The following is a 24,113-nucleotide window of genomic DNA, read 5'->3' on the forward strand; positions in this document are numbered from 1 at the left end:
GATTTAAGGATTATTCTCTCCTTTAATTTCTCCACTTTGTTTAGATTGTTTCGCTGCTTTTACCAGTTCATTGATATCTGAATACAAAAGTTTCCAGTCTGTGATGTCTTTCATGGCAGTGATGAGGTTGAGGAAAGACTTTAAAATTTTTTCTAAATCTCTGCGGATTGCGGATGCACTTTTCATCTGTCGAAGAGTTGCATTTGCATTTACCTGTTCTGAAAATATCTGTTCGAAAACTTGTTGCTTAGACTTCATTTCATTAAAAGCGGGAAGTAATAAAAGCGCATTGAGTTTTTGAGTGTTCTCAGGTTTTTCAAGTTCTTCGATAAGTTTTTTCATCTGCGCGGTTTGGGTAGAATAGCTTTCTTTATCCATATCTATTCCGTAAACTTTAAAAATCTGATAGATGTCTTCTGCAAACTGAAAATTATTTAAGGTGGTCATTTTTCGATAACCGTTTAGGAAATTTTTCAGGACTCTAAAAGCGTTGTCTCGCTGTCTGTCTGCTTCTGCAACATTTACTCCTTTACCGCTATAGATTTGTTTTGTATACACCTCATCATAGTCTGCATACATCGTTTTAAATTCTGTAAGCAAAGGATGATTGCTGATGACAGCGAAATTTCCTGATTCTGCAGAATTGATAATTCTTTGAGAAAGAGTAGCCAAATCTTTGGTACTCAATTTTGATAATGTAATTTTCATACAAAATGTGTTTTTACTTGTTTTTAATTCACTAATTATAGGTTTTAAATGTAAATAAATTATTGATTGGTTCCAAGTATTTTGTGGGAAACAAAACAATTTTGTGTTTTGTTTCAACCGAACTGTGGTACACTTCCTCCAATTGTGTTTTGTTACAAAACAGTTGTTTTGAAACAAAAGTAAAAGTTGTTTGGTTGCAAAACGGTCGTTTTGTGATCTCTGGCGAAGTTGTTAGGTTTGGAAATGGGTGCTTTTTTTATGGTTTGAATTTCAGTGGAAATACTGAGGGATTAGAATTGGGAATGGTTTATTTTTGAGATTACGGAAAGCCGTAAGGTTTATAGCATTGGTTTGTATATATTTGGTAACTTTTAGTTTTAAAAAACAAATAAATCATCATGATAACTAAGATTGAAGTAAATGGTTTCAAATCTCTAAACAATTTTTCCTTAGAATTGAATCAGGGATTAAATATATTAGTTGGTCCAAATGGTTCTGGTAAAACTAATATAATATTATTTTTCGAGTTTCTATCCTTGATTTGCACCGAGCATATAGGAAATGCAATAAGTAAAGTTGGTGGCGCAGGATCAATTTTTAAGAAGATTTCATTTGATGAATATGAAAAAGAAATATCTTTTAAGGTTCAAGGATCTAGAAAATTATCTGTAGATAATAGTAAAAGGTATATAACATATGAATTTTCGGCAGTAATAAGTAATTCATTTGATTTGGATAATATATATTATTCATACCAATCATTTAAAGTTAAAACTACTTCAAAATTTGAGTCAACTGAATCAGAGATAAAAAATTGGGATTTAGAAATTGATTTAAGAGTTGAAGAAAATAATGATTTTAAGATTGAAAATTTTAGAATTGAAAAAGATAAATTTAAAAATTCTTATTTTCTTAGAGAGACCTCTTCTGGAAGAAAAAGTAAGAAAGAATTAGACAAAAGTTTTATTTCGAAATATTTAGAAAGAGGTGATGTCAGTCATAATAGTATTTTACAATTTTTATTTTCTGTCTTAGAAACTAAAGTTATTAGTGTTATAAGAGATTTAAAAGGTGGAGAAACATTTAATATAGTGCCAAGTAAAGTAAAGGAAGCTGAGGATGCAGCAAATCCTCCAGGAATTAAAAAAGATGGATCAGGTCTAGCTGCAACTTTATACGCAATTAAAAATGAGAGAATAAAAGAAAGCTTTACTGATTTTCCTTTTGTAATTTTTTCAAGAAATATAGAAAATAAATATAAAAAAGAGAATCTCGAGAGTATTGTTGGTTACTTAAAATTGGCAAATAAAACCATTGATAGTATGGATGTTATAAATGATCCATTTGATAATCGCTTAGTGGTTAAAATAAATATAAATGCCAATGATTATAACTCTGTCCTCCCCCTATCTGCGATGTCTGATGGAACAATAAAATGGATAACATTAATCACAGCAATCTTAACATCTAATTCAATATTTTCAATTGAAGAACCAGAAAACTTTTTACACCCTTGGATGCAAGCCGAAATCGTCAAAATAATGAGAAACCATATTGAGAATAATAGTGATGAGTCATGTGTCATTATGACTACTCATAGTGAATCACTGCTTAATTACTCAGAGCCTAGTGAACTTATTTTTATTGAACTTATTGATGGTGCTACCCAAGCAATTAGAATAGAAGATATTAATTTAATAAAGAACGAAATTTCAAACTCGGGATTAGGTTTGGGGCATTTCTATTTTTCAAATTCATTATTTTAATATGAAACAAAACCCCGCATTTATAGTAGACGGTTTTACAGAAAAAAATATTATTGATAAAATTTGTCCAAATCGTCCAGTGAGAAGAACTGATTTGAATGGAAAAGATGTAAGTTTAGATGCAATTGCTGATAGATTAGCTTCGTATATAAGATTATTTAATAATAAATATTATCCAATAATAATTATTATTGATAAAGAACAGCGATCTCAAAGCTGTAAAGACATTGCCAATTACCTAAATGAAAAATTAGTTGTCTTGGGATTTCAAGACCAAGATATTAGAATAAGTATTGCAGATAGAATGATTGAGAATTGGCTGTTAGCAGATTTAAGATTATTTTCAGAAAAAATTCCTCCACCAGTTTGTATAGATGGAATTAATGGAAATGCACAATTAAAGAAGATTTTCGGTTCATACAGTAAATCAACAGATTGTTTGAAGGTTTTGAAAGATTTCTGTCCTGAAATAGCATACAAGAATTCAATTTCTTTTAAAAATTTCGTAGATAGTGTTGAAAATATAGGTTGTGATTTTACAAATTTTGACAAATAATCAAAGTCAAAATAGTAAATTGCAAAAACAAAAAAACCTGCTCAAAGCAGGTTTTTCCTATATAAAATTCAAATCTTAATGTCCCGATTTCGCATCAACATCTTGTTTTACGTGACCCAGATATTTAGTGCAATATGCCCCGAAAATCAGGATAATCAAGTAACAAAACACAGGAATAATAAATGAGTGCTGAACTCCGAAAATATCAGCTAAATATCCCTGAACGATAGGAACAATCGCACCTCCCAAAATCGCCATTACGACTAAAGAAGAACCTTGACTCGTATATTTTCCTAATCCTGAAATTGCCAGTGTGTAGATATTTGAGAACATAATCGAATTGAAAATCCCGATTCCCAAAATGCTGTACATTGCCATTTCGCCATGATTCAACATTGCTGAAATCAATAATACAACATTGATTCCTGCAAAGATGGAAAGTGTTCTTGCCGGAGCCGATTTCCCGATGAAGAATGCCACAAAATTCAAAGCAATAAATACCAAGAAGAAACTGATCTGTGCAAAAGTGAGATCAACAATACTGAAGATCACCAGGAAAACAGCAATTGCTGCACCCAACATATAGATGGCTTTTTTGCTCTGGCTTAATGACTGATTGAGTGAGATCGCACCCAGGAAACGCCCGATCATTGCGCCTCCCCAATACAGTGACAGGTAGTTTTTGCTTACCACCTCAGTAAGATTCATTACTTGCGGCTGCTCAAGGAAACTGATGATAAAGCTTCCTACTGCTACTTCCCCACCGACATAGCAGAACATCGCAAAGACTCCGAATAAAAGATGCGTATACTCTAATGCTCCCAAACCTTTTACAATTTCCTCTTCATTTGTCTGAAAAGAAGGAAGCTTCACTCTTGAAATCAATAAAGCCACCAGAAGCAAAATTCCTGCAAAGATGAGGTATGGGATTCTTGTTGCAACTGCAGAGAAAGATCCGTCAGCTGAAGAGAAGAATTCGAAAATTAAATGACCGCCCAAAACCGGGGCAATAGTAGTTCCGAATGCATTGAAAGCCTGTGTCATATTCAGACGGCTTGATGCCGATTCTTCGGAGCCTAAAAGTGACACATAAGCATTTGCGGTGATCTGTAAAACGGTAAATCCTAATCCCAGTACAAATAAAGCTCCTAAGAAAAGTCCGTAAGAAGAAAATGTAGCTGCAGGATAAAACAGTATACAGCCAAAAGCCGCAAGGAAAATTCCGAAAAGAATTCCTTTTTTGTATCCTACTTTGTTGACAGGGTCGCCACCAATCATTGAGATAAGAAAATAAATCAGCGAACCTATAAAATAAGCACCGAAGAAACAGAACTGTACCAGCATCGATTCGAAAAAGGTCAGATTAAACAGCTGTTTCAGGTAAGGAATCAGGATGTCATTCATGCAAGTGATGAATCCCCACATAAAAAATAGCAGTGTGATAGTGATCAAAGGAATAGTGTAATTCCTTTTTGATTGTACGTCGTTCGTCATAATCATTCAGTTTATTAAGTAAAAAAGGCTAAAGATAACCTCTTTTGCTGGTAATTTCTTATTTTGAGACAATAATTTTTAAAAAAAATTATCTGACAGCTTTGCCAATGAAAATCATGTTTTAATGCTATATCCTATTGTCAACATACGAATCTCTTCCAGTTTTTGATCATCTGTTTTTGTCACATCTTGATATGCAGATATTATAATTTCAATTTCAAAAACGCTTTAAAATTTGTAGACGGCATGATTTTTAATAAATAATTAATTTTTAATATTAAATTTGTAACCTTAGGTATTTTTAAAATATATGGATTCACAAAAACAGTTTTTACAAAAATCTGAAGAAGCAAAAGATCTTTTTCTTCCACATCTTTCGACTGACCCTGTCGTTTTTGGTTTTGATAAAAGTGAGCTAAAAGTTCTTCTCCTTCAAATGACCTATCGCAAACAGTGGCTTTTGCCGGGAGGATATGTAAAAAAAGATGAAGATCTGGACGACGCTGCCAAAAGAGTTTTGAAAGAAAGAGCAGGTATTTCTGATGTTTATCTGGAAGAATTTGCAGTTTTTGGTAAGAAAAAAAGAAGTGAATTTTATTTTGAAGACTTTGATGATTCTCTGTGGCACAAGCAGCGGTTTGTCTCAATAGGATATTATGCGTTGTATAATCCGGATAATGCCAATCTGATCATTGATGAATTCAGTGATAAATGTGAATGGATTTATTTAAGCCAGCTTCCGGAAATTGATCTGGCGATGGATCATCGTGAAATTATTGAGAAAGCTTTATTAACTTTAAGAGAAAGAATTTCTTATAAACCGATTGGCTACAATCTTTTGCCGGAGAAATTTACGCTTTCTGAATTACAGAAATTATATGAAACTATTTTAGGAAAAGAGCTTAACAGAGGAAATTTCTACAGAAAAATCAAAAATTTAGGAATTCTTAGAAAGCTAGACGAGCAGCGTCGTGGTGGCGCTCATAAATCTCCTGATCTATATTCTTTTGACGAAGAAAATTATAAAAAAGCTTTAGAAAACGGTTTGAATAATTGGTAGAATCTTATCAATCGGAAAGTCTCAATTTCTGCTTACGATCTTACAGATCAAGCTGTCTCTGAAATTCCTCAAGATATTTTGAAAGATGAAGCCCATCTGCCAAACCGTGATGTGCTTCGATAGAAACCGGCAGATATCTTTTACCATCTCTTAAATTAAATTTCCCAAAAGCTATTTTAGGAATACATTCTTTGGGATCAAAATTAGTAGGATGCAGCAATGCGCTGAAAGAATTCCAGGGAATTGTAGTGTGTCTTATGTGATTGATTGGCAAAGCATCATTACTGATTCCTAATCCGACAGAATTCTGAACGGCTTTTATCTGATCCTGTAAACTTTTGTTAAAGATTTGAAAGTCTTCTGAATAATGAAAAAAAGAGAATCCGAAAGTTCCGTCTGCTCTTCCGATGGTACTTCCTACGTGCACTTCGTCATATAAAATTACCTGATCATCTACAATTCTCATCTTAAGTGCATCTACAGAATTTATTGCAACCATCGATTTATATAGATAGTATGCAAAGAACGAGTAATTTTTTTCCTTTGCTCTGTCATAGGCTTTTGTACAGTCAACTTCTGTAGTGAAACCGAAATATGGACTTGTCATTTTAGAGAAAAATTCAAAATGCTCTTTTCTATTCCATTTTTCGAAGTCTATGATTTTCATTTGTTTCCTGTATATTGTTAGTAGTTTTTTAATGTATTTGAATGTAATTAAACCGGAATTTCAATTTTTTTTTCTGGTGTGTCAAATTGTTGCTCCCATTCTTCAAGTAAATTAAGAATCGGTAATAATGCCAACCCTTTTTCAGTAAGCCTATACTCTACTCTTGGCGGCAATTCTTTAAATTCTTCTCTGATGATAAGGTTGTCTTCTTCCATCTCCCTTAACTGATCTGTCAGAACTTTTCGGGAAATGACTGAAATTCTTGCGGCAATTTCGCCAAATCTTAAAATACGGTCTTTAATGACCATAACAATGACGGGTTTCCATTTACTGCCCAAAGCCGACATGGCTTTTCCGAGCGGACAGCTGCAGTGTTTAATTTTTTCTTGTCTCATGGTTTGGTTACTGATTGGTTACTAATATAGGTTACAGCAAAGTTACCTGTTTTTTTTTACTCTTAAGATACAAAACCGAACTATTATTAGTTACTTTGTGTAACAATAAAATAGAACATTTAAATTTAATTAAAATGAGTATAAATACATTATTTACACCTTTCACTTATAAAAATCTTACCTTAAACAACCGTCTGGTAATGGCACCGATGACCAGAGCGCAATCAGATAATGGAGTTCCTACCAAAGAAATTGAAGAGTACTATGCAAGACGTGCTGCTTCTCATGTAGGTTTAATTTTATCTGAAGGAACGGTAATCAACAGACCTGCATCAAAAAATATGCAAAACATTCCCGACTTTTACGGAACGGAAGCATTACAGGGCTGGAAGAATGTGATTGATGCCGTACACAGGAATGGCGGAAAAATGGGTCCTCAAATCTGGCACGTCGGTGATACGAGGAGTTCACCTGACTATCCGGCTGTAGATATGGAAAAAGCTTCTGCAATGTCTTTAGAAGATATTCAGGATACGATTGCACAGTTTGCAGCTTCGGCAAAATCTGCCAAAGATCTGGGTTTTGATTGTTTAGAAATTCATGGTGCTCACGGTTATCTGATTGATCAGTTTTTCTGGGAAGTAACCAATACAAGAACTGATGAATACGGCGGGAAAACATTAAAAGAAAGAAGTAAGTTTGCAGTAGACGTAATCAAAGCGATGAGAGCTGCGGTAGGTGAAGATTTTACGATCATCATTCGCCTTTCTCAATGGAAACAGCAGGATTACAAAACCAGATTGGCAGCTACCCCATCTGAAATGGAAGATTGGCTTCTACCGATGAAAGAAGCGGGAGTTGATATTTTCCACTGTTCACAACGTCGTTTTTGGGAACCTGAGTTTGAAAGTTCTGACTTAAATTTTGCAGGTTGGGCGAAAAAAGTTACAGGTCAGCCGACAATTACTGTAGGATCTGTTGGTTTAAAAGGTGATTTCATGAGTGCATTTGCTGGCGAAGGAAGTGAAAAAGCTGATCTCACCGAATTAACTCGCAGGCTTGATCGTCAGGATTTTGATCTGGTTGCAGTAGGCCGTGCATTACTGACAGATCATCAGTGGGTACAAAAAATAAAAGAAGGAAGAACCGAGGAAATTTCAGATTTTTCTGCTGAAAGTCTTGGCATATTATATTAATTTGATTTAATAGTTAGTAAAAGCAGTTTCGTTATGAGGCTGCTTTTTTTGATTTAAAATTCTCTCAAAATCAGTTTCTTTTTTAAAGATTAAGAATAAAGTAAGATTTATTGAGATCAATAAAACAAAACTTGGTCGATTTTTTGATGTTTTGTAGGCTGATAAACAATTCTAGAATTAGAAATGGATAATTCTTATAAGAGTTTGTAAAAACATCAAGTGAATACAAGCTACAAGTTGGATTCTTAATATCGTAACATATCCACCATCAAAATACAGATAAATATTACTCATACTCATAAAAAATTAAAATGGAATACAGAAAATTAGGAAACAGTGATTTAAAAATATCAACAATTACTTTCGGAGCTTGGGCTGCAGGAGGCTGGATGTGGGGAAGTACAGATAGAAACGATGCTATCGAAGCCATAAAAGCGTCTTATGAAGCGGGCGTAACATCAATCGACACTGCACCAATTTACGGACAGGGAACCAGCGAAGAAATTGTAGGTGAGGCGATCAAAGGAATTTCGAGAGATAAAGTTCAGATCCTGACAAAATTCGGAATGCGATGGGATCTTGCAAAAGGAGATTTTGGGTTTAACAGCTTCAAAAATAATGGTGATGCGATCGATATCTACAAATATGCCGGAAAAGAAAGTATCGTGTATGAATGTGAACAAAGTTTAAAAAGATTAGGAACAGATTATATCGATTTGTACCAAATCCACTGGCCAGATTCTACGACTCCGATTGATGAGACTTTTGAAGCCGTTTCAAGATTGATTGAGCAGGGAAAAGTACGTTTTGCAGGAGTCTGTAATTATAATGCGGAGCAGATGGCTGAAGCTGAGAAAACGCTGAGTTTGGTTTCAAATCAGATTCCGTTCAGCATGGTGAATCGTGAAATTGAAAAGGAAACTGTTCCCTACTGTATTGAAAATAACAAATCTATTTTGGCGTACAGTCCGTTGGAAAGAGGTTTGCTGACAGGGAAGATCACACCAGATTACAAATTTCAGGATGGTGACCATAGAGCAAATCATCCACATTTCCAGCCAGATTTCATTAAAAAGACCAATCAGCTTTTAGACAAAATAAAACCTATTGCAGAGCAACATCATGCTTCTTTAGGACAACTTGTCTTGAGATGGACAATTGAAAGACCTGGAATTACAGTCGCTTTAGCAGGAGCAAGAAATGCTGAGCAGGCTGTGCAAAATGCAAAATCAGTTAATATTAATTTAACCAAAGAAGAGTTAAAAACAATTGATGATTTAGTAAATACTTTTTAGTTCAGCCAAGGTTGTTTAAGAAAAATCATTTATGTCGGTCTGAAACCAAAAACAATCTGATAAAGAATATTTATTAATCACAACATCATAAACAAAATATTAGAAATGGAAAGAAGAACATTTATCAAAAACAGCGGACTTGCAGCAGCGGGATTAATGGCTTCATCTGCAGTTCCGGCATTCGCATCAGATTTATTTAAAGAAGACAATATGGAAAAATTTGAAAACTCAGGTTATAAAAGATTCAGACCCAAAAACAAATCAGGTTTCGGCGGTGTTGCACTAGGAAACGGTTTCAATGTCAATCCCGACATAGAATGTCTACAATCCATAGATGCTGCCTGGAATGCGGGTGTCCGTTATTTCGATACATCACCTTGGTACGGTTTGGGAATCAGTGAACACAGAATGGGAATGTTCCTTAAAGATAAAAAACGGGATGAGTTTACCCTTTCTACCAAAATAGGAAGAATACTGAAGCCTCATGATGATTTCAAATTAGACGGTCTATGGAAAGGAAAGCTTAATTTCTCTTATGAATATGATTATTCGGCTGGAGGAGCAAGAAAAAGTGTAGAAGACAGTCTGCAGAGATTGGGAATAGCATCACTGGACATCGTTTTCATTCACGATTTGTCACCTGATAATAAAGATATGAAAGGCGACTGGATAAAATATTTTGATATTGCGGCAAAAGGAGCAATGCCGGAGCTGATCAAGATGCGTGAAGAAGGTTTAATCAAAGGTTGGGGATTTGGTGTCAATACCATTGAACCTATTTTGAAAGCAATCGAAGTCTCAGATCCGGATATTTTCCTTTCTGCATGTCAATATTCTTTGATTCATCATCAGGATGACTTGAATAAAGTGTTCCCGAAAGCTGCTGAAAAAGATATATCGATTGTGGTGGGAGCACCTTTATGTGCCGGTTTCCTTTCAGGAAAAGACAGGTACTTATACAATGGAGATTTTCCAACTGGTGTCAAAGAAAAATTAGCAGCATTACAAAGAGTTGCCAATAATCATAAAGTAGATCTCAGAACTGCCGCATTACAGTTTGCAGCAGCTCCGGATATAGTTTCAGGTGTAATTCCCGGAGCGCACACCGTAAAACAGGCGCAGGAAAATGCAGCATCTTTTCTCGCAAAAATTCCCGCAGATTTCTGGGCTGAACTTAAAAAGGAGAAACTAATTGAAGCCGCTGCTCCGATACCCAAAGGATAAATAGCGAAATATAAATATCTTTAGAGACTAACAGAAGCATCAGTTTTTGAAAGACTGAATCGTACGATTTCAGATTCCAAGAGAAAATTAAAGAGTTATTAATTTAAAAAAGTAAAATGAATTCAGAAAAAATAGGTTTCATAGGTTTAGGAAATATGGGACATCCGATGGCAAAAAACCTTGAAAAAGCAGGAATTCCATTATCAGTTTTTAACAGAACAATTGAAAAAGCAGATGATTTTAAAGAAAAATCAAAAGTCTGCAAAAGTGTAACCGAGCTTGTGGAAAACAGTGATATCATCTTTACAATGCTGACTAATGATGACGCTTTGAAAGCAGTGTATGAAGAAGTTTTAAAACTCAATATTATCGGGAAATTATTCGTGGACATGAGCACCGTTTCTCCCGAAGCCTCAACCGAAATCGGAAATGCTCTAAAAATAAAAGAAGCCTCATTCATTGACGCACCTGTCGCTGGGAGTACAAAACCTGCTGCTGAAGGAACTTTGATCATTATGATCGGAGGTGAAGAAAAAGACGTACGGCGCGCAGATCCATATTTACAAAAGCTAGGAAAAAGCATTAAGCATCTTGGCAAAAATGGAAAAGGTTTGGCAGCAAAGCTTTCCGTGAATTATTTTATTTCTGCATTGTACCAGGGTTTGGCAGAGACAGTTTTATTTTCAGATTCATTGGGTATTGACCGGAAAGACATGTTGGAAATCATTAATGAAAGTGCCAGCGGAAGCGGTGCTACCAAGGTGAAAACTCCTCTGTTAATTGATGAGAATTTTGTACCGGCTTTTGCTTTGGATTTAATGCTTAAAGATATTTTACTTGCCAGAAATGCAGGAGCAGACTATCCGTTATCGAAAACCTTGGCAGAAACTTACCAGGCAGCCCATGATGCGGGTTTCGGTAAAGATGATGTCATTGGAATTATCAATTATCTCAAAAAATAAATAAACGCATCAGTAATAATTATCATAATGTCATTAGAAAACCTATAATAATTATCTGTAAAACTTTTTGCTGTGTTAAATTTAGAGACAAGCCCCGAACAATACTTTTTTACTGATGACGGAATAATTCCAAACAGTAAATATCCACTTTTAATCTATCGGAATGCCTTTACAGACCGGGGTATAAAAGGAGCAGAATGGCTTGAGGAAAAGTTTAAACAAAACAAATGGTATAATTCATGGCGATGGGGAATTTATACCTTTCATCATTATCACAGCAATACGCATGAAGTTTTGGGCGTTTTTCAGGGGTTTGCGGAAGTTCTGATAGGTGGTTTGAAGGGAAAGAATATGAAAATTTCTGCCGGTGACATTATTGTTATTCCTGCCGGAGTAGCTCATAAATGTCTGAGTTATTCTGAAGATTTCACGGTCGTAGGAGCGTATCCTGATGGCAAAGAACCCGATCTTGTAAAAGAAAGCGAAACCGGAAAACGTAATTCTGCCTTGAAAAATATAGCTGAGGTTGAGACTCCTTCTCAAGATCCTCTGATAGGTAATAAAGGCTTAGTTGACATATGGAAAAAAATATAGGACCATGAAAGATTTTAAAACAGTTTTCTTTTTTTTGAGACTTCCCGTAGCTATTTCGCTCGCAGGACACGGCTTGGTAAGAGTACCAAAATTACAGATCTTCGCAGAAGGAATGGTAAAATCAATGGAAAAATCAGTTATTCCTGAAGCTTTGATTACTCCTTTCGGATATATTTTACCATTCTTAGAAACGATTACAGGACTTTCTTTATTGATTGGTTTTAGACCTAAATTGACAATCTATGCTGCAATTTCCTTAATGAGCATTCTCATTTTTGGAAGCAGCTCAGTCGAAAACTGGTCAGCTATTGAGGCACAACTACTCCATGCTTTATACCTTTTTGTGCTTTTATGGTTTTATTTAAGATACGATATTGAAGAAAATAAACCAATAATATAATATTCCATAACAAAACAAATTTATGATTTATAAAAATAGTTTGTTTAGAACCGGAAATTTTATTCCTTTGCAAAACAAACCAGTTAGTATTTCATGAAAAAATCTCAGGAAACCCGTTTAAATATTCTTCAAAAAGCATTTGATCTTATCTATGCCAAAGGTTACCAGACAACGAGTGTTGATGAGATCATAGCGACAACTCAGGTTACAAAAGGGGCGTTTTATTATCATTTTAAAACAAAAGACGAGATGGGTCTTGCAATTCTGAACGAGCTTCTGAAACCGTCATTTACTTCAACTTTTATTGAGCCTTTGCAAAATTCAGAGAATGCACTAAAAACCATTTATGATGTAATGTATCATATCTTAATGGAAAATGAAGTTCTGAAAGTTGAGTACGGTTGTCCTGCTTCTAATTTTACTCAGGAAATGGCTCCCTGGAATATTGATTTTACAACAACCTTAAATAAACTTTCAAAGCAATGGGAAAATGAAATGATCAATGCTATTGAAAAAAGTAAAGAAAATGGAGTGATTAAAAATGAAGTCAGTGCAAAAGAAATTGCTGTATTTGTAATGTCAGGTTACTGGGGGGTGCGGAATTTAGGGAAATTGGAAAACTCAAAGTCAGTTTATCTTATTTATTTAAAAGGACTTAAAGCATATTTCGAAAGTCTGCAATAATTTTTTTATTTAAAAACATACTAATTGGTATGTTTTAATTATCTTTGATGCATCGAAATTTCAAATAATGTATCAGACACTTACATTTCTACACTCCACCTTTCGATGGTTGGTTTTATTGAGTTTAATATACTCTATATTCAGAGCTTATAAAGGGTATTTTTTCAATAAAAAATTTTCAGAAACTGATAATTCTGTTAGGCATTGGACGGCGACCATTGCCCATATTCAGCTGATTTTGGGAGTTACTCTATATTCTCAAAGTCCGATCATCAAATACTTCTGGAAGAATTTTGATGAAGCAAAAGAGTCTTTCGATTTATTTTTTTTCGGATTGATTCATATCTTTCTGATGCTGTTTTCAATTATTTTAATTACAATGGGTTCGGCAATTTCAAAAAGAAAAACTGTAGACAGAGAAAAGTTTAAAATAATGCTGATTTATTTTACCATTGCTTTGCTCATCATTTTCATCGCTATTCCCTGGCCATTTTCTCCGTTTGCTAACAGACCTTATTTCAGATAATTATGATCAATTTATTTAAAACCAAAATCGGACGTTTAAGAATCATCGCCATTCTTGAAGGAATTTCTTTATTAACTTTAGTATTCATCGCTGTTCCGTTGAAATACGGCTTTGATAATCCTGCTTTGGTAAAAATGATGGGACCAATTCACGGCTCATTATTTCTGCTTTTCCTTTTTTAATACTTTAAGTGTGGGAATTGAACAACACTGGAAATTCAGAGAAACAACCTGGAAAGTGCTTTTGGCTTGTATCATTCCATTTGGAACATTTTATATTGATAAAAAAATACTAAGCAAACTATGAAGAATATTTTGATTTTCTGCGGAGTAATTCTATTGATGTATGTTGCTTATCGGGTATATAAATTCCAGACGCTGGACAATGGTTTGGATACCTTAGTTAAAAACGGAGCTGTCATTCTCGATGTGCGGACTGAAAAGGAGTTTTCAACCGGGCATATCAAAGGTTCAACAAACATTTCTTTAGGAACCATAAGAGAAAGATACATTGAACTTAACCCAAATAAAACGTATATCACAGTTTGTTCTCATGGTTTGAGAAGTGTAAAAGTTGAACATATTTTAAAGGAAAAAGGCTTCAAAAAAGTTTACAACGGCGGAGCGTGGAGTGATTTGCAGAAAAGTATTAAAAAATAAAAATTTGGTTAGGTTTTTGAATATTCAGAAAGTACACTAATCATCGTACTTTGAAACTAATTACATTCACAAACAAAGGAATTTACTGTCCGCAGGGTAAATTTTATATTGATCCGTGGCGGCCTGTAGATTTCGCAGTCATTACGCACGGACACGCCGACCACGCCCGTTGGGGAATGAAAAAATACCTTTGCCATCATTTCACAAAACCGATTTTACACCAAAGAATTTCACCGGATATCGAGTGTCAGACTTTGCAATACGGTGAGGTTTTAGACATCAATGGCGTGAAACTTTCGCTTCATCCGGCTGGTCACATTATTGGTTCAGCACAGATTCGTTTAGAGTACAAAGGCTATGTGAGTGTAGTTTCAGGAGATTACAAAGTTCAGGATGATGGCTTGAGTACGCCGTTTGAATTGGTAAGATGCAATGAATTTGTTAGTGAAAGTACATTCGGACTTCCGATTTACAACTGGCTCGAAGTTCCGGATTTAAATAAAAGACTTCAGAACTGGGTTTTAAGGAATCAGGAAAATCAGAAGACTTCAGTTTTCATCGGCTATTCTTTAGGCAAAGCACAGCGAATTATGAAAGCCGTTGAAGGAATGGGGAAAATCCACGTCCACTACTCTATTGGTAAGCTCAATAAAGCCTTTGAAGAAGTCGGAATTGTCCTTCCGGAATATGAAGTTCCCGATTTCAGGGAAAGTATCAAACACGTTGCAGGTGACATTGTGATTGTACCACCGGCTTTGCTGGACAGCAATGTTATCAAAAAAATTCCTGATGCTGCCACAGCAATTTGTTCAGGCTGGATGCAGGTTCGGGGTGCCAGAAGATGGCGAAGTGCCGATGCAGGTTTTCCGATGAGCGACCACGCTGACTGGAAAGGTCTATTACAAGCCATCAAGGCTACTGAGGCTGAAATTGTTCACGTCACACACGGACAAACCGAAGTTTTCTCCAAATATTTAAATGAAATCGGCATTAAATCTGATGTCGTGGAAACCTTGTACGGAGACGATGATGAAGAAATAGTTGAAAAAGAAACCACCGAAAATCCTGTGTTATGAGACATTTCGCAGAACTTATCAATGCCCTTGAAAGCACCAATAAAACGAATGCTAAAATCGATGCCATTATCGATTATCTCGAACGTGCGCCGGATGGTGATAAATTGTGGTTTATTGCCCTGTTTACAGGCAAAAGACCTAAACGCAATGTCAACACCAATTATATGAAAGAATGGGCGCTGGAAATTACACAGCTTCCCTTTTGGCTCTTTCAGGAAAGTTATTCTTCGGTAGGAGATTTGGGCGAAACTTTATCGCTGATTCTTCCGCCACCAAAGGAAAAAATTGAAAAAACCCTGTCTGAATGGATGAACGAAATTATCGGATTAAAAACTAAATCAGATTCAGAAAAAAAAGAATTTGTTCTCAATTCCTGGAATGGTTTGGATTATACAGAACGATTGATTTTCAATAAATTATTGGGAGGAAGTTTCAGAATTGGTGTTTCATCCAAAACTCTGATTAATTCTTTAACCAAATTTTCCGGACAGGAAGCAAGCACTTTGATGCACAGTCTGATGGGAAAATGGCAGCCGGACGAAGTTTCATTTCAGGAATTGATTTCGGCAGAAAATATCAATCCAGATAATTCAAAACCCTACCCTTTCTGTCTCGCTTACCCTTTGGAGAAAGAGTTGGAAGATTTGGGAAAACCTGATGAATGGCTTATCGAATATAAATGGGACGGAATTCGTGGACAAATCATTCGAAGAAATGACGAAGTCTTCATCTGGTCTCGTGGCGAAGAATTGGTCACGGAACAGTTTCCCGAAATTGCCGAAACCGTGAAATCAATGAAAGGCAACTTTGTAATCGATGGAGAAATACTTGCGGTAAATGAAGGTAACGTTTTAAATTTTAATGAATTACAAAAAAGGTTGAACCGTAAAACTTTAACTAAAAAAATGCTTTCAGAAATTCCGATTGAAGTTTTTGCTTATGATATTCTGGAACTTGAAGGAACTGATTTAAGGGAAAAACCGATTTCTGCCCGTAGAGCAATGTTGGAAGAATTATTATTAAACGAAGAACCAGAAAACATCAAAATTTCTCAGACAATCGATTTTGAAGACTGGGGCAAATTAGATTTAATACGAGAAAATTCAAGGGAAATCAATAGTGAAGGTTTGATGCTGAAACAGAAAAATTCCCACTATCATTCCGGACGAAAAAAAGGAGACTGGTGGAAATGGAAAATCAGTCCTTTAACGATTGATGCAGTCTTGATTTACGCTCAAAAAGGAAGCGGAAGACGAAGCGCCTATTACACCGACTACAGTTTTGCTGTAAAAAGTGGCGATAAACTGGTGACGATTGCCAAAGCTTATTCCGGATTGACCGACAAGGAAATAATGGAAGTCAGCAAGTTTGTAAATAAAAATGCGATTGAAAAATTTGGTCCGGTTCGAACCGTGAAAGCCGAGTTGGTATTTGAAATTGCATTTGAAGGAATTGGTTTCAGTAACCGCCACAAAAGCGGTGTTGCATTGCGTTTCCCAAGAATTTTAAGATGGCGGAAAGACAAAACCGTGAATGATATTGATGATATTGAAGAGATTAAAAAACTGATACAGTAGCGCTTCGACTCCGCTCAACGTGACAATTCTAATACTAAATGTTTTGGAGCTGTCAGTCTGAGCGGAGTCGAAGAATTTTAAAAGTAAGCAAATACAATTGAGCAACTACGAAAATACCGAAGGCTTTAAAATCATTCAAAACTGGATGATGGAGAAAGGCAATTCCCCATTTAAATTTCAGGTCGATACTTGGAAGAAATTTGGCAGTGGCTATAGCGGAATGGTCGTTGCTCCAACAGGTTTCGGGAAAACTTTTTCGGTATTTTTAGCTTTAATTTCAGATTTCCTGACTTATCCTGATAAGTATAAAAAAGGTTTGAAAATGATCTGGATTACACCACTCCGTTCTCTCTCCAAAGACATCGCCAAAGCAATGCAGGAAGCGATTGATGAGATTGGTCTGGATTGGACTGTTGGTGTAAGAAATGGCGACACAGACCCGAAAGTTCGTCAGCAACAAGTCAAGAATATGCCTGAAATTCTGGTTGTAACCCCTGAAAGTTTACACCTGCTTTTAGCTCAGAAAAATCATCAACGGTTTTTTACCAATATGCATTGTGTTGCCGTTGATGAATGGCACGAATTGCTGGGTTCAAAGCGTGGTGTGATGGTGGAATTGGGAATTTCACAACTTTTTCATTATGTTCCGAAACTAAAAATTTGGGGAATCACTGCAACCATCGGAAACCTCGATGAGGCGCAAGATGTTTTGATTCCTTATGATATAAAAAAAACAAAAATTACTGCAAAAGAACTCAAGAAAATTGATATTATTTCAGTTTTTCCGGATGAAGTTGAACTTTTACCTTGGGCAGGGCATCTCGGACAGAAATTAGCAGATAAGGTGGTTCCGATTATTCTGGAATCCAAATCAACCATCGTTTTTACAAACACCCGAAGTCAGAGTGAAATGTGGTACCAGCTTTTGCTGAATGCCTATCCAGATTTTGCCGGCCAAATCGCTATTCATCACAGTTCGATTGATGCGCATCTGAGAATCTGGATTGAAGAAAATTTAAGTTCAGGAAAACTGAAAGCCGTTGTTTCTACATCATCTTTGGATTTGGGAATTGACTTTAAGCCTGTGGATACCGTGATTCAGATAGGTTCTGCAAAAGGTGTTGCGAGATTCCTACAACGTGCCGGACGAAGTGGTCACTCCCCTTTTGAAACTTCAAAAATATTCTGCGTTCCAACCCATTCATTGGAATTGATTGAAGTTGCTGCTTTAAAAGAAGCTGTAAAACAGAAAGTTATCGAACCTCGTGAACCGGTGGTTCTGTGTTTTGATGTTTTGGTTCAGTTCCTAATGACTTTGGCAGTCGGTGATGGATTTTTTCCGGATGAAGTTTATGAAAGAATTAAAAAAGTCTATACTTTTCAGGAAATCCGGGATGAAGAATGGAAAGCAATGATTGATTTTCTCACAATTGGCGGAAGTGCGCTAAAAAGTTACGAGGAATATCACAAGGTTGTGGTGATGGAAGACGGTTTACACAAAGTGACTTCCCGGAAAATCGCAATGCTTCACCGAATGAATATGGGAGCGATTGTGAGTGATGCAATGCTGAAAGTGAAATTTATATCCGGTGGTTATATCGGAATGGTTGAGGAGTATTTTATTTCGAGACTGAAAAAAGAAGAAAAATTTATTTTGGCGGGACGTGTTTTGGAAGTGGCGATGGTGAAAGATATGACGGTTTTTGTCAGATTATCAAAAGGTAAAGCTATGGCTCCAAGTTATCTGGGCGGAAGATTACCTTTGAGTTCCAATCTTGGTCATTTTTTAAGAGAGAAACTATCCGGAGCGTTGAATCCGAAAGCTTCCGAAAAAGAATTGAAATTTCTGTATCCGCTTTTATCCAATCAGGAAGAGCGTTCGCATATTCCAAAAGAAGATGAATTTTTGGTTGAATTGATTAAAAACCGTGAAGGTTATCATTTGTTTATGTACCCTTTTGAAGGACGTTTGGTGCACGAAGTGATGGCTGCTTTGATTGCTTACCGAATTTCAAAATTAGCGCCTATTTCCTTTTCGATGGCGATGAATGATTATGGTTTTGAATTGTTTAGTGATAAAGAAATTCCGCTGAATGAGGATAATTTAGAGAAAATTCTGACCAGAGATAATCTGATGGTTGATGTGATTTCTAGTATCAATTCTGCGGAAATGGCAAGACGGAAATTTAGAGACATTGCGGTAATTTCCGGAATGGTAGTTCAGAATTTCCCCGGACAGCAACGTTCCAACAAAGCTTTACAGAGTTCAGCTGGATTAATTTTTAAAGTTTTGGAAGATTACGACCCTAATCATTTTCTTGTAAGACAGGCTTATACAGAGGTTTTTAATATGCAATTGCAGGAGCAGAGATTGGTGGAAGCTTTTAAAAGAATAGAAAAATCGAAGTTTATTTTAAAATATTCCAATAAATTTACGCCTTTAAGTTTCCCGATAAAAGTTGACAGCCTGAGACAGACGTTGACGAGTGAAAATCTTGATGCAAGAATTCAGAAATTGATAAAACAGTCCGGGAAAAATATCAAAGACGAATAACTAAAAAAGTGTTCGTGGAGTTTTTCATTCTGTAGGAATCTCTACAGTCGAAAATAAGACTATACTTAGATTCCTGCGGAATGACAAACAGAGTGCAAATAAGATATTAAAATGAACATCGCTACAAAAAACATAACAATACAAAACGAAATTTTCACTTTAACCAATCAGCGCGCTTTGTTCTGGGAAAATGAAAAAGCTCTTATTTTTTCGGACCTGCATATTGGTAAAACAGCACATTTTCGCAAAAACGGAATTGCCCTTGCCAATCATATTATGAAAAATGATCTGGAACGTTTATCTGTTCTGATTGAATATTTTCAGCCGGATAAATTTATTATTGTAGGAGATCTGCTGCACGCCGGGAACAATTCTGATGTTGACGAATTTTGCAGCTGGCAAAAACAATATCCTGATATAAAATTCTGTCTCGTAGAAGGCAATCATGATAAAATTTCAAAAACTTTGGAAAGAAAATTATGTTTAGATTCCAGGAGTAATTCTTTAGAGATCAAAGATATTGTTTTTGTTCACGACTTTGACCGGTCAAATCCCAAATTTCAGATCACAGGACATATACATCCCGGATTTGTGATCAATTCTCCCGTAAAAAGAATAAAACTGCCTTGTTTTGCTCAGACCTCAAAGCAACTTTTATTACCGGCTTTTAGTGAGTTCACAGGTCTGGATACCAAAAACATCCCTAAAAAAGGAATGTATTTTGTTTTTACGGATTTGGAAATTTATGAGATCTGAAACTTAAAAATGTTCGTCAAACCACTTGTAAATATCTACAGAAGAAGCTATGTTTAGCTTTTTTCTGATTCTGTTTTTTCTGTTTTGAACTGCTTTAGGTGTTACAAATGTATAAGTGGCAATTTCTTTTGTGCTTAAGTGCAACTTCAGGTAAATGCAGAAAACAAGCTCCGAATTTTGAAGATTAGGCTGTATCTCTGCTAATTTTTCAAAAAAAGCAGGATGCAACATTTTAAATTTACTCAAAAGACGCGGAGAATTTTCTTTCGCCAATCTTATCATATCATCTTCTGCTAAATTTTTCATAAAATATTCCGTACATTAAATTATTCTCTTTTAATTCACAATCAGACATATTTTCAAAAATCATATAATTCACGATGAATTCAAGGTTTATAGAATGAAAGTCTTCCAGGTCTGTATTGATTCACATCAAATATATTAGATTTTACCACCGACTTTTTATGATTGAAATCACTAAAGAATAAATTAGCAGTACATATACTATTCTTGTCATGTGGTATCTGTGTGGTACCATATTAATTCATCATTAATTAAAATTCTGTTTTCTTTACATCTTGATAAAAAACAACCCTGTTAAAAGCATTTTTGGGTATAGAAATGCATGCTTTATTTAAATATTATCTATGATTATTGAAGATCTCCTACTTTCTTACGGTGCAGATTATAAAAACTTTGAAACCAACGATATTCTATTTTCTGAAGGAGACAAACCATCTTATTATTTTCAAATTCTGCAGGGAAAGATTAAAATAAATAATTATAATGATCAGGGAAAAGAATTTATTCATGGTATTGTTTCTCCGGGAGGGAGTCCTGTTGTAAGCGCTCTTTTTACTGAAAGATCTTATCCTGTAAATGCCGTTGCCTTCGAAGAATGCAGAGTAATCAGATTGCCAAAGCAGAATTATCTTGATTTACTGAAAGAAAAACCTGAGCTGTACGAGAATATCCTGCGCTGTGTTTCAGAAAATATGTATTATAAATACATGATGATGCAGACCATGTCTTTTCAAAACCCTGAAAATAAGCTTAAGACACTGATGAATTATCTTAAAGAAAACTTTGAAAATAAATCTCAGTACTCATATCAAATACCGTTTACAAGACAGCAATTGGCTTCACTTACAGGATTAAGCGTTGAAACTGTCATCCGGGTAATAAAAAGTATGGAGAAAAATAAAATTCTTAAAATAAAAAACAGGAAAATATTCTATTGAAAATAATTTCCTGCCTTGTTTTGAAATATATAAAAATTTATCCGTTTACAATGATGCCTCCGTTGGGATGCAGAACCTGCCCGGTAATTTGTGCAGCCTGTTGTGACGCCAGAAACAGATAGCTTGGCGCAATCTCCTCTTCTGTGGCATTTCTTTCAAATGGTGGTTTTGAGGTATCTTCTTTTTCTTCGCCAAAAGTTTCCTCGGTAAGAGGTGTTGCAACCGGTCCCGGAGCAACAGCGTTTACTCTTATTCCTTTTGGTTTTCCCTGCAGTGCGAGAGATCTTGTAAATGATACGATTGCACCTTTGGTTGCCGAATAATCCAGCAACTCTGGATGTCCCTGATAAGCCGTTGCGGATGTTGTATTGATTACAGAACTTCCTTCTTTCAAGTATGGGAAAGCCTCTTTTGTAAGCAAAATCATTCCGATGATATTAGAGTTGAATGTTTTCCGGATGTTTTCTTCATCAAGATCTTCAATTTTTTTTGCAGGAAATTGTGTTCCCGCATTATTGATGAGAACATCTAGCTTCCCAAATTCTGCAACGGTCTTGTGTACAGATTTTTTGCAGAACTCAGAATCGTTCACATCTCCCTGTAGAATAATAGATTTTCTTCCCATAGAAATAATTTCCTTCATCACTTTTGCAGCGCCTTCTTCATCACTGTGATAAATAATTGCGATGTCGGCTCCTTCTTTCGCAAAAAGCAATGCTACTGCCTTACCTATCCCACTGTCTGCTCCTGTTATGAGTACTGATTTGTTTTTTAATTGCATTGTTTTTTGGTTAATTTATTATTGTAATTGTATTGAAAGCTTAGTGTTTTAATAGAAAATCTTTCTTTTGTCGATTTTCACAGTGCTTTCTTTTTCCATTTTTTTTATCGTTCTGATGACTGTCTCTACACGAAGTCCCGTAAGATTCGCAATCTGCTGTCTGGTAAGCTGTACCTGAAATGACTGTGGAATATCGTCACTATGAAAACTTTTAAGGTACTCTAATAAGCCTGTGAGTCTGATAACAGGGTCGTTGGAAGCCAAATTCTGCATCATGAGAAATTGATAATGCATTCTTTGTGACATACATGAATTTATCTGTACAGAAACTTCGGGATGTTTTTCAATCATATTCAAAAAGTTGGGTTTTGACAGTCTGATCACCCTACATCCTGTGATGGCTTCTGCATTGATAGGATATCTCTTATCAATAAATAACATCGAGTCACCGAAGCTTTGACCCTCACCCAAAATATTATGAATAAATTCACGACCTTCTTTGTCATGATTATTTTCCTTCACTTTTCCTTCTACAATCTGATAGTAATACAGGGGAATATCACCCTGTTCAAAAATTTTTTCACCTTCTTTAAAGGGTTTTATTTCACCCCCAAAAGATCTTAAAAGATCTTCATCTAACTTGGCACAGCTAATAGTTTTCATATCATCAGAGATTAATTTTTTTTAATTTATTTGACATATTTTATGCCAAAAATCTACTTTACACAAAGAGTTTCCGCTATTTTAGTATTGTATTGCAATTTATTTTATATTTTAACCGAAAAATAATTTGATGTTACTAATTTAATGATATTTTATTTATGATTTCACGCATATTTAAATCATATTGTTAGATATTTTTAAACGATATAAAGTATTTTTAGAATATTTGTGAAATTTTAAAGATTTTTAAATTTTTGGTTAGATTTTTGAAGTTGAAAATTCAGAATCACTCAGATTCTACCCAACAGAGAAATTATACTTCTCTTTTTTTAATTAAATCACTTAAATATTATATTATGTCAAAAGAAAATCTTACCAACACAGACGCTGTTAAAAAAATCAAAGAACTCTCAGAAAAAGCAAAATTTTGTATGTTTGCTACCGATCTTGAAAGTCTTCCTATTACTTCAAGACCAATGGGGCTACAGGAAACTGACGATTCAGGAAATCTCTGGTTCATCAGCAGCGATGCAAGTAACAAAAATTTTGAGATCAAAGAAGACAAAAGGGTTCAGCTTTTTTTCATGAATAACAGTGATTCTGAGTATCTTTCTGTATTCGGTGAAGCCACAATTTATAAAGACAGATTTACAATTGAAGAAAAATGGTCTGCAATGGCAAATGCATGGTTTGACGGTAAAGAAGATCCCAACGTATCAATCATTCGTGTAGAGCCTAAAGAAAGCTATTACTGGGATACAAAAGCAGGGAAACTGGTCAGTATGCTAAGCTTTGTCGCAGCAGCAGTTTCGGGAAGTAAAACCGATAATTCTGACGGCGTTGAAGGAAACGCAACCATCTAAAGCAATTATTTAAAAAAACCTGATTAATCATGATTTTCGAAGATAAACCGCATACCATTTTGCAAGAGAAAAACAGTATGCCTCAGGAAAACTATAAGTTTATTACCAATATTATCACATTTAATGGTGACAAGTCTTTTATTTTGAGTTCTTTACAAAAAATAAAGAGTAACACATTGTGCAAAATTAAAAGGAAAACTATTGATAAATTTATTAAAGAGTATGCAACGATTCATTTTGACGGATACGTTGAAAATGACAGTCATATTCTGCATTCTGAAGAATACCAAATGACTCCTGCGTATGCTAAACGATCTTACGAAAAAGTTCTCAAAGAGCAGGAATATCTTAACAGGCTCATCACAACACTGAATATTGATTAATATTCAGTGTTGTGATTTTCACTAAAAGCTCAT

At 35.2% G+C, this 24,113-nt stretch carries 28 protein-coding genes; 21 read left to right on the forward strand and 7 right to left on the reverse strand.

Features of this window, described 5'->3' with window-relative positions:
* Window positions 1–3: 3 nt before the first annotated feature.
* Window positions 4–708: a DUF6261 family protein gene (locus AC4FQ5_RS06020; RefSeq protein ID WP_491141582.1), complete on the reverse strand. Its 705-nt coding sequence runs from the start codon at window positions 706–708 to the stop codon at window positions 4–6.
* Between the two features lie 398 nt (window positions 709–1,106).
* On the opposite strand from AC4FQ5_RS06020, the gene AC4FQ5_RS06025 reads away from it, so the two are divergent.
* Both AC4FQ5_RS06025 and AC4FQ5_RS06030 read left to right on the forward strand, forming a co-directional pair.
* Window positions 1,107–2,474: an AAA family ATPase gene (locus AC4FQ5_RS06025; protein ID WP_491141583.1), complete on the forward strand. Its 1,368-nt coding sequence runs from the start codon at window positions 1,107–1,109 to the stop codon at window positions 2,472–2,474.
* 1 nt (window position 2,475) lies between these two features.
* Window positions 2,476–3,030 (forward strand): hypothetical protein, encoded by a 555-nt coding sequence (locus AC4FQ5_RS06030; protein WP_491141584.1) that lies wholly within the window; start codon window positions 2,476–2,478, stop codon window positions 3,028–3,030.
* 75 nt (window positions 3,031–3,105) lie between these two features.
* Here AC4FQ5_RS06030 and AC4FQ5_RS06035 read toward each other — a convergent pair whose 3' ends face one another.
* A complete protein-coding gene (locus AC4FQ5_RS06035; protein ID WP_491141586.1) occupies window positions 3,106–4,524 on the reverse strand; it encodes a sugar MFS transporter in 1,419 nt (472 codons plus the stop codon).
* Window positions 4,525–4,834: 310 nt separating this feature from the next.
* Between AC4FQ5_RS06035 and AC4FQ5_RS06040 the strand changes: the two genes are divergently transcribed.
* A complete protein-coding gene (locus AC4FQ5_RS06040) occupies window positions 4,835–5,584 on the forward strand; it encodes an NUDIX hydrolase (protein WP_491141588.1) in 750 nt (249 codons plus the stop codon).
* A 40-nt stretch (window positions 5,585–5,624) separates the two neighbouring features.
* Here the strand turns inward: AC4FQ5_RS06040 and AC4FQ5_RS06045 are convergent, their stop codons facing one another.
* A complete protein-coding gene (locus AC4FQ5_RS06045; protein WP_491141590.1) occupies window positions 5,625–6,251 on the reverse strand; it encodes a CatA-like O-acetyltransferase in 627 nt (208 codons plus the stop codon).
* Window positions 6,252–6,298: 47 nt separating this feature from the next.
* Window positions 6,299–6,646 carry a winged helix-turn-helix transcriptional regulator gene (locus tag AC4FQ5_RS06050; protein ID WP_491141592.1) on the reverse strand — a complete coding sequence of 116 codons (348 nt, stop codon included), beginning with the start codon at window positions 6,644–6,646 and terminating at the stop codon, window positions 6,299–6,301.
* Between the two features lie 134 nt (window positions 6,647–6,780).
* Between AC4FQ5_RS06050 and AC4FQ5_RS06055 the strand changes: the two genes are divergently transcribed.
* From AC4FQ5_RS06055 to pdeM, 15 genes are all read left to right on the forward strand, one after another.
* Window positions 6,781–7,842, forward strand: coding sequence for an NADH:flavin oxidoreductase (locus tag AC4FQ5_RS06055; RefSeq protein ID WP_491141593.1), 1,062 nt, complete (start codon window positions 6,781–6,783; stop codon window positions 7,840–7,842).
* 311 nt (window positions 7,843–8,153) lie between these two features.
* Window positions 8,154–9,137, forward strand: a complete 984-nt coding sequence (locus AC4FQ5_RS06060; protein ID WP_491141595.1) for an aldo/keto reductase — start codon at window positions 8,154–8,156, stop codon at window positions 9,135–9,137.
* A 105-nt stretch (window positions 9,138–9,242) separates the two neighbouring features.
* Window positions 9,243–10,361 carry an aldo/keto reductase gene (locus AC4FQ5_RS06065; RefSeq protein WP_491141596.1) on the forward strand — a complete coding sequence of 373 codons (1,119 nt, stop codon included), beginning with the start codon at window positions 9,243–9,245 and terminating at the stop codon, window positions 10,359–10,361.
* A gap of 116 nt (window positions 10,362–10,477) precedes the next feature.
* Window positions 10,478–11,323, forward strand: a complete 846-nt coding sequence (locus AC4FQ5_RS06070) for an NAD(P)-dependent oxidoreductase (RefSeq protein ID WP_491141598.1) — start codon at window positions 10,478–10,480, stop codon at window positions 11,321–11,323.
* 72 nt (window positions 11,324–11,395) lie between these two features.
* Window positions 11,396–11,917 carry a cupin domain-containing protein gene (locus tag AC4FQ5_RS06075; protein ID WP_491141600.1) on the forward strand — a complete coding sequence of 174 codons (522 nt, stop codon included), beginning with the start codon at window positions 11,396–11,398 and terminating at the stop codon, window positions 11,915–11,917.
* Window positions 11,918–11,921: 4 nt separating this feature from the next.
* Entirely contained in the window at window positions 11,922–12,317 is a 396-nt protein-coding gene (locus AC4FQ5_RS06080) for a MauE/DoxX family redox-associated membrane protein (RefSeq protein ID WP_491141601.1), read from the forward strand.
* A gap of 93 nt (window positions 12,318–12,410) precedes the next feature.
* Window positions 12,411–13,001, forward strand: a complete 591-nt coding sequence (locus AC4FQ5_RS06085; RefSeq protein ID WP_491141603.1) for a TetR/AcrR family transcriptional regulator — start codon at window positions 12,411–12,413, stop codon at window positions 12,999–13,001.
* Between the two features lie 67 nt (window positions 13,002–13,068).
* Complete coding sequence (locus AC4FQ5_RS06090; protein WP_491141605.1) at window positions 13,069–13,527, forward strand: hypothetical protein; 459 nt, start codon at window positions 13,069–13,071, stop codon at window positions 13,525–13,527.
* A gap of 2 nt (window positions 13,528–13,529) precedes the next feature.
* Window positions 13,530–13,709, forward strand: a complete 180-nt coding sequence (locus AC4FQ5_RS06095) for a DUF3817 domain-containing protein (RefSeq protein WP_491141607.1) — start codon at window positions 13,530–13,532, stop codon at window positions 13,707–13,709.
* A gap of 10 nt (window positions 13,710–13,719) precedes the next feature.
* Complete coding sequence (locus AC4FQ5_RS06100; protein ID WP_491141609.1) at window positions 13,720–13,833, forward strand: DUF3817 domain-containing protein; 114 nt, start codon at window positions 13,720–13,722, stop codon at window positions 13,831–13,833.
* Complete coding sequence (locus AC4FQ5_RS06105; protein ID WP_491141611.1) at window positions 13,830–14,186, forward strand: rhodanese-like domain-containing protein; 357 nt, start codon at window positions 13,830–13,832, stop codon at window positions 14,184–14,186. Before AC4FQ5_RS06100 ends, AC4FQ5_RS06105 begins: the two co-directional genes overlap by 4 nt.
* A 50-nt stretch (window positions 14,187–14,236) precedes the next feature.
* Window positions 14,237–15,262: a ligase-associated DNA damage response exonuclease gene (locus AC4FQ5_RS06110; protein ID WP_491141613.1), complete on the forward strand. Its 1,026-nt coding sequence runs from the start codon at window positions 14,237–14,239 to the stop codon at window positions 15,260–15,262.
* The gene (locus AC4FQ5_RS06115; protein WP_491141614.1) at window positions 15,259–16,839 is read left to right on the forward strand and encodes an ATP-dependent DNA ligase; all 1,581 of its coding nucleotides are present in this window, start codon (window positions 15,259–15,261) and stop codon (window positions 16,837–16,839) included. Before AC4FQ5_RS06110 ends, AC4FQ5_RS06115 begins: the two co-directional genes overlap by 4 nt.
* Before the next feature lie 145 nt (window positions 16,840–16,984).
* Window positions 16,985–19,393 (forward strand): ligase-associated DNA damage response DEXH box helicase, encoded by a 2,409-nt coding sequence (locus AC4FQ5_RS06120; RefSeq protein ID WP_491141851.1) that lies wholly within the window; start codon window positions 16,985–16,987, stop codon window positions 19,391–19,393.
* 111 nt (window positions 19,394–19,504) lie between these two features.
* Window positions 19,505–20,149 carry a ligase-associated DNA damage response endonuclease PdeM gene (gene pdeM / locus AC4FQ5_RS06125; protein WP_491141616.1) on the forward strand — a complete coding sequence of 215 codons (645 nt, stop codon included), beginning with the start codon at window positions 19,505–19,507 and terminating at the stop codon, window positions 20,147–20,149.
* A 3-nt stretch (window positions 20,150–20,152) separates the two neighbouring features.
* Here the strand turns inward: pdeM and AC4FQ5_RS06130 are convergent, their stop codons facing one another.
* Window positions 20,153–20,455 (reverse strand): helix-turn-helix transcriptional regulator, encoded by a 303-nt coding sequence (locus AC4FQ5_RS06130; RefSeq protein WP_491141618.1) that lies wholly within the window; start codon window positions 20,453–20,455, stop codon window positions 20,153–20,155.
* A gap of 341 nt (window positions 20,456–20,796) precedes the next feature.
* Between AC4FQ5_RS06130 and AC4FQ5_RS06135 the strand changes: the two genes are divergently transcribed.
* Window positions 20,797–21,390, forward strand: coding sequence for a Crp/Fnr family transcriptional regulator (locus AC4FQ5_RS06135; RefSeq protein WP_491141619.1), 594 nt, complete (start codon window positions 20,797–20,799; stop codon window positions 21,388–21,390).
* A gap of 37 nt (window positions 21,391–21,427) precedes the next feature.
* Here the strand turns inward: AC4FQ5_RS06135 and AC4FQ5_RS06140 are convergent, their stop codons facing one another.
* Complete coding sequence (locus AC4FQ5_RS06140) at window positions 21,428–22,171, reverse strand: SDR family oxidoreductase (RefSeq protein ID WP_491141621.1); 744 nt, start codon at window positions 22,169–22,171, stop codon at window positions 21,428–21,430.
* A 48-nt stretch (window positions 22,172–22,219) separates the two neighbouring features.
* Entirely contained in the window at window positions 22,220–22,834 is a 615-nt protein-coding gene (locus tag AC4FQ5_RS06145; protein WP_491141622.1) for a Crp/Fnr family transcriptional regulator, read from the reverse strand.
* A gap of 356 nt (window positions 22,835–23,190) precedes the next feature.
* On the opposite strand from AC4FQ5_RS06145, the gene AC4FQ5_RS06150 reads away from it, so the two are divergent.
* Together AC4FQ5_RS06150 and AC4FQ5_RS06155 are read left to right on the forward strand one after the other, a co-directional pair.
* Entirely contained in the window at window positions 23,191–23,697 is a 507-nt protein-coding gene (locus AC4FQ5_RS06150) for a pyridoxamine 5'-phosphate oxidase family protein (protein ID WP_491141624.1), read from the forward strand.
* A 29-nt stretch (window positions 23,698–23,726) separates the two neighbouring features.
* The gene (locus AC4FQ5_RS06155; RefSeq protein ID WP_491141626.1) at window positions 23,727–24,080 is read left to right on the forward strand and encodes a hypothetical protein; all 354 of its coding nucleotides are present in this window, start codon (window positions 23,727–23,729) and stop codon (window positions 24,078–24,080) included.
* Window positions 24,081–24,113 lie beyond the last annotated feature (33 nt).

This window comes from Chryseobacterium sp. DT-167, assembly GCF_058310155.1.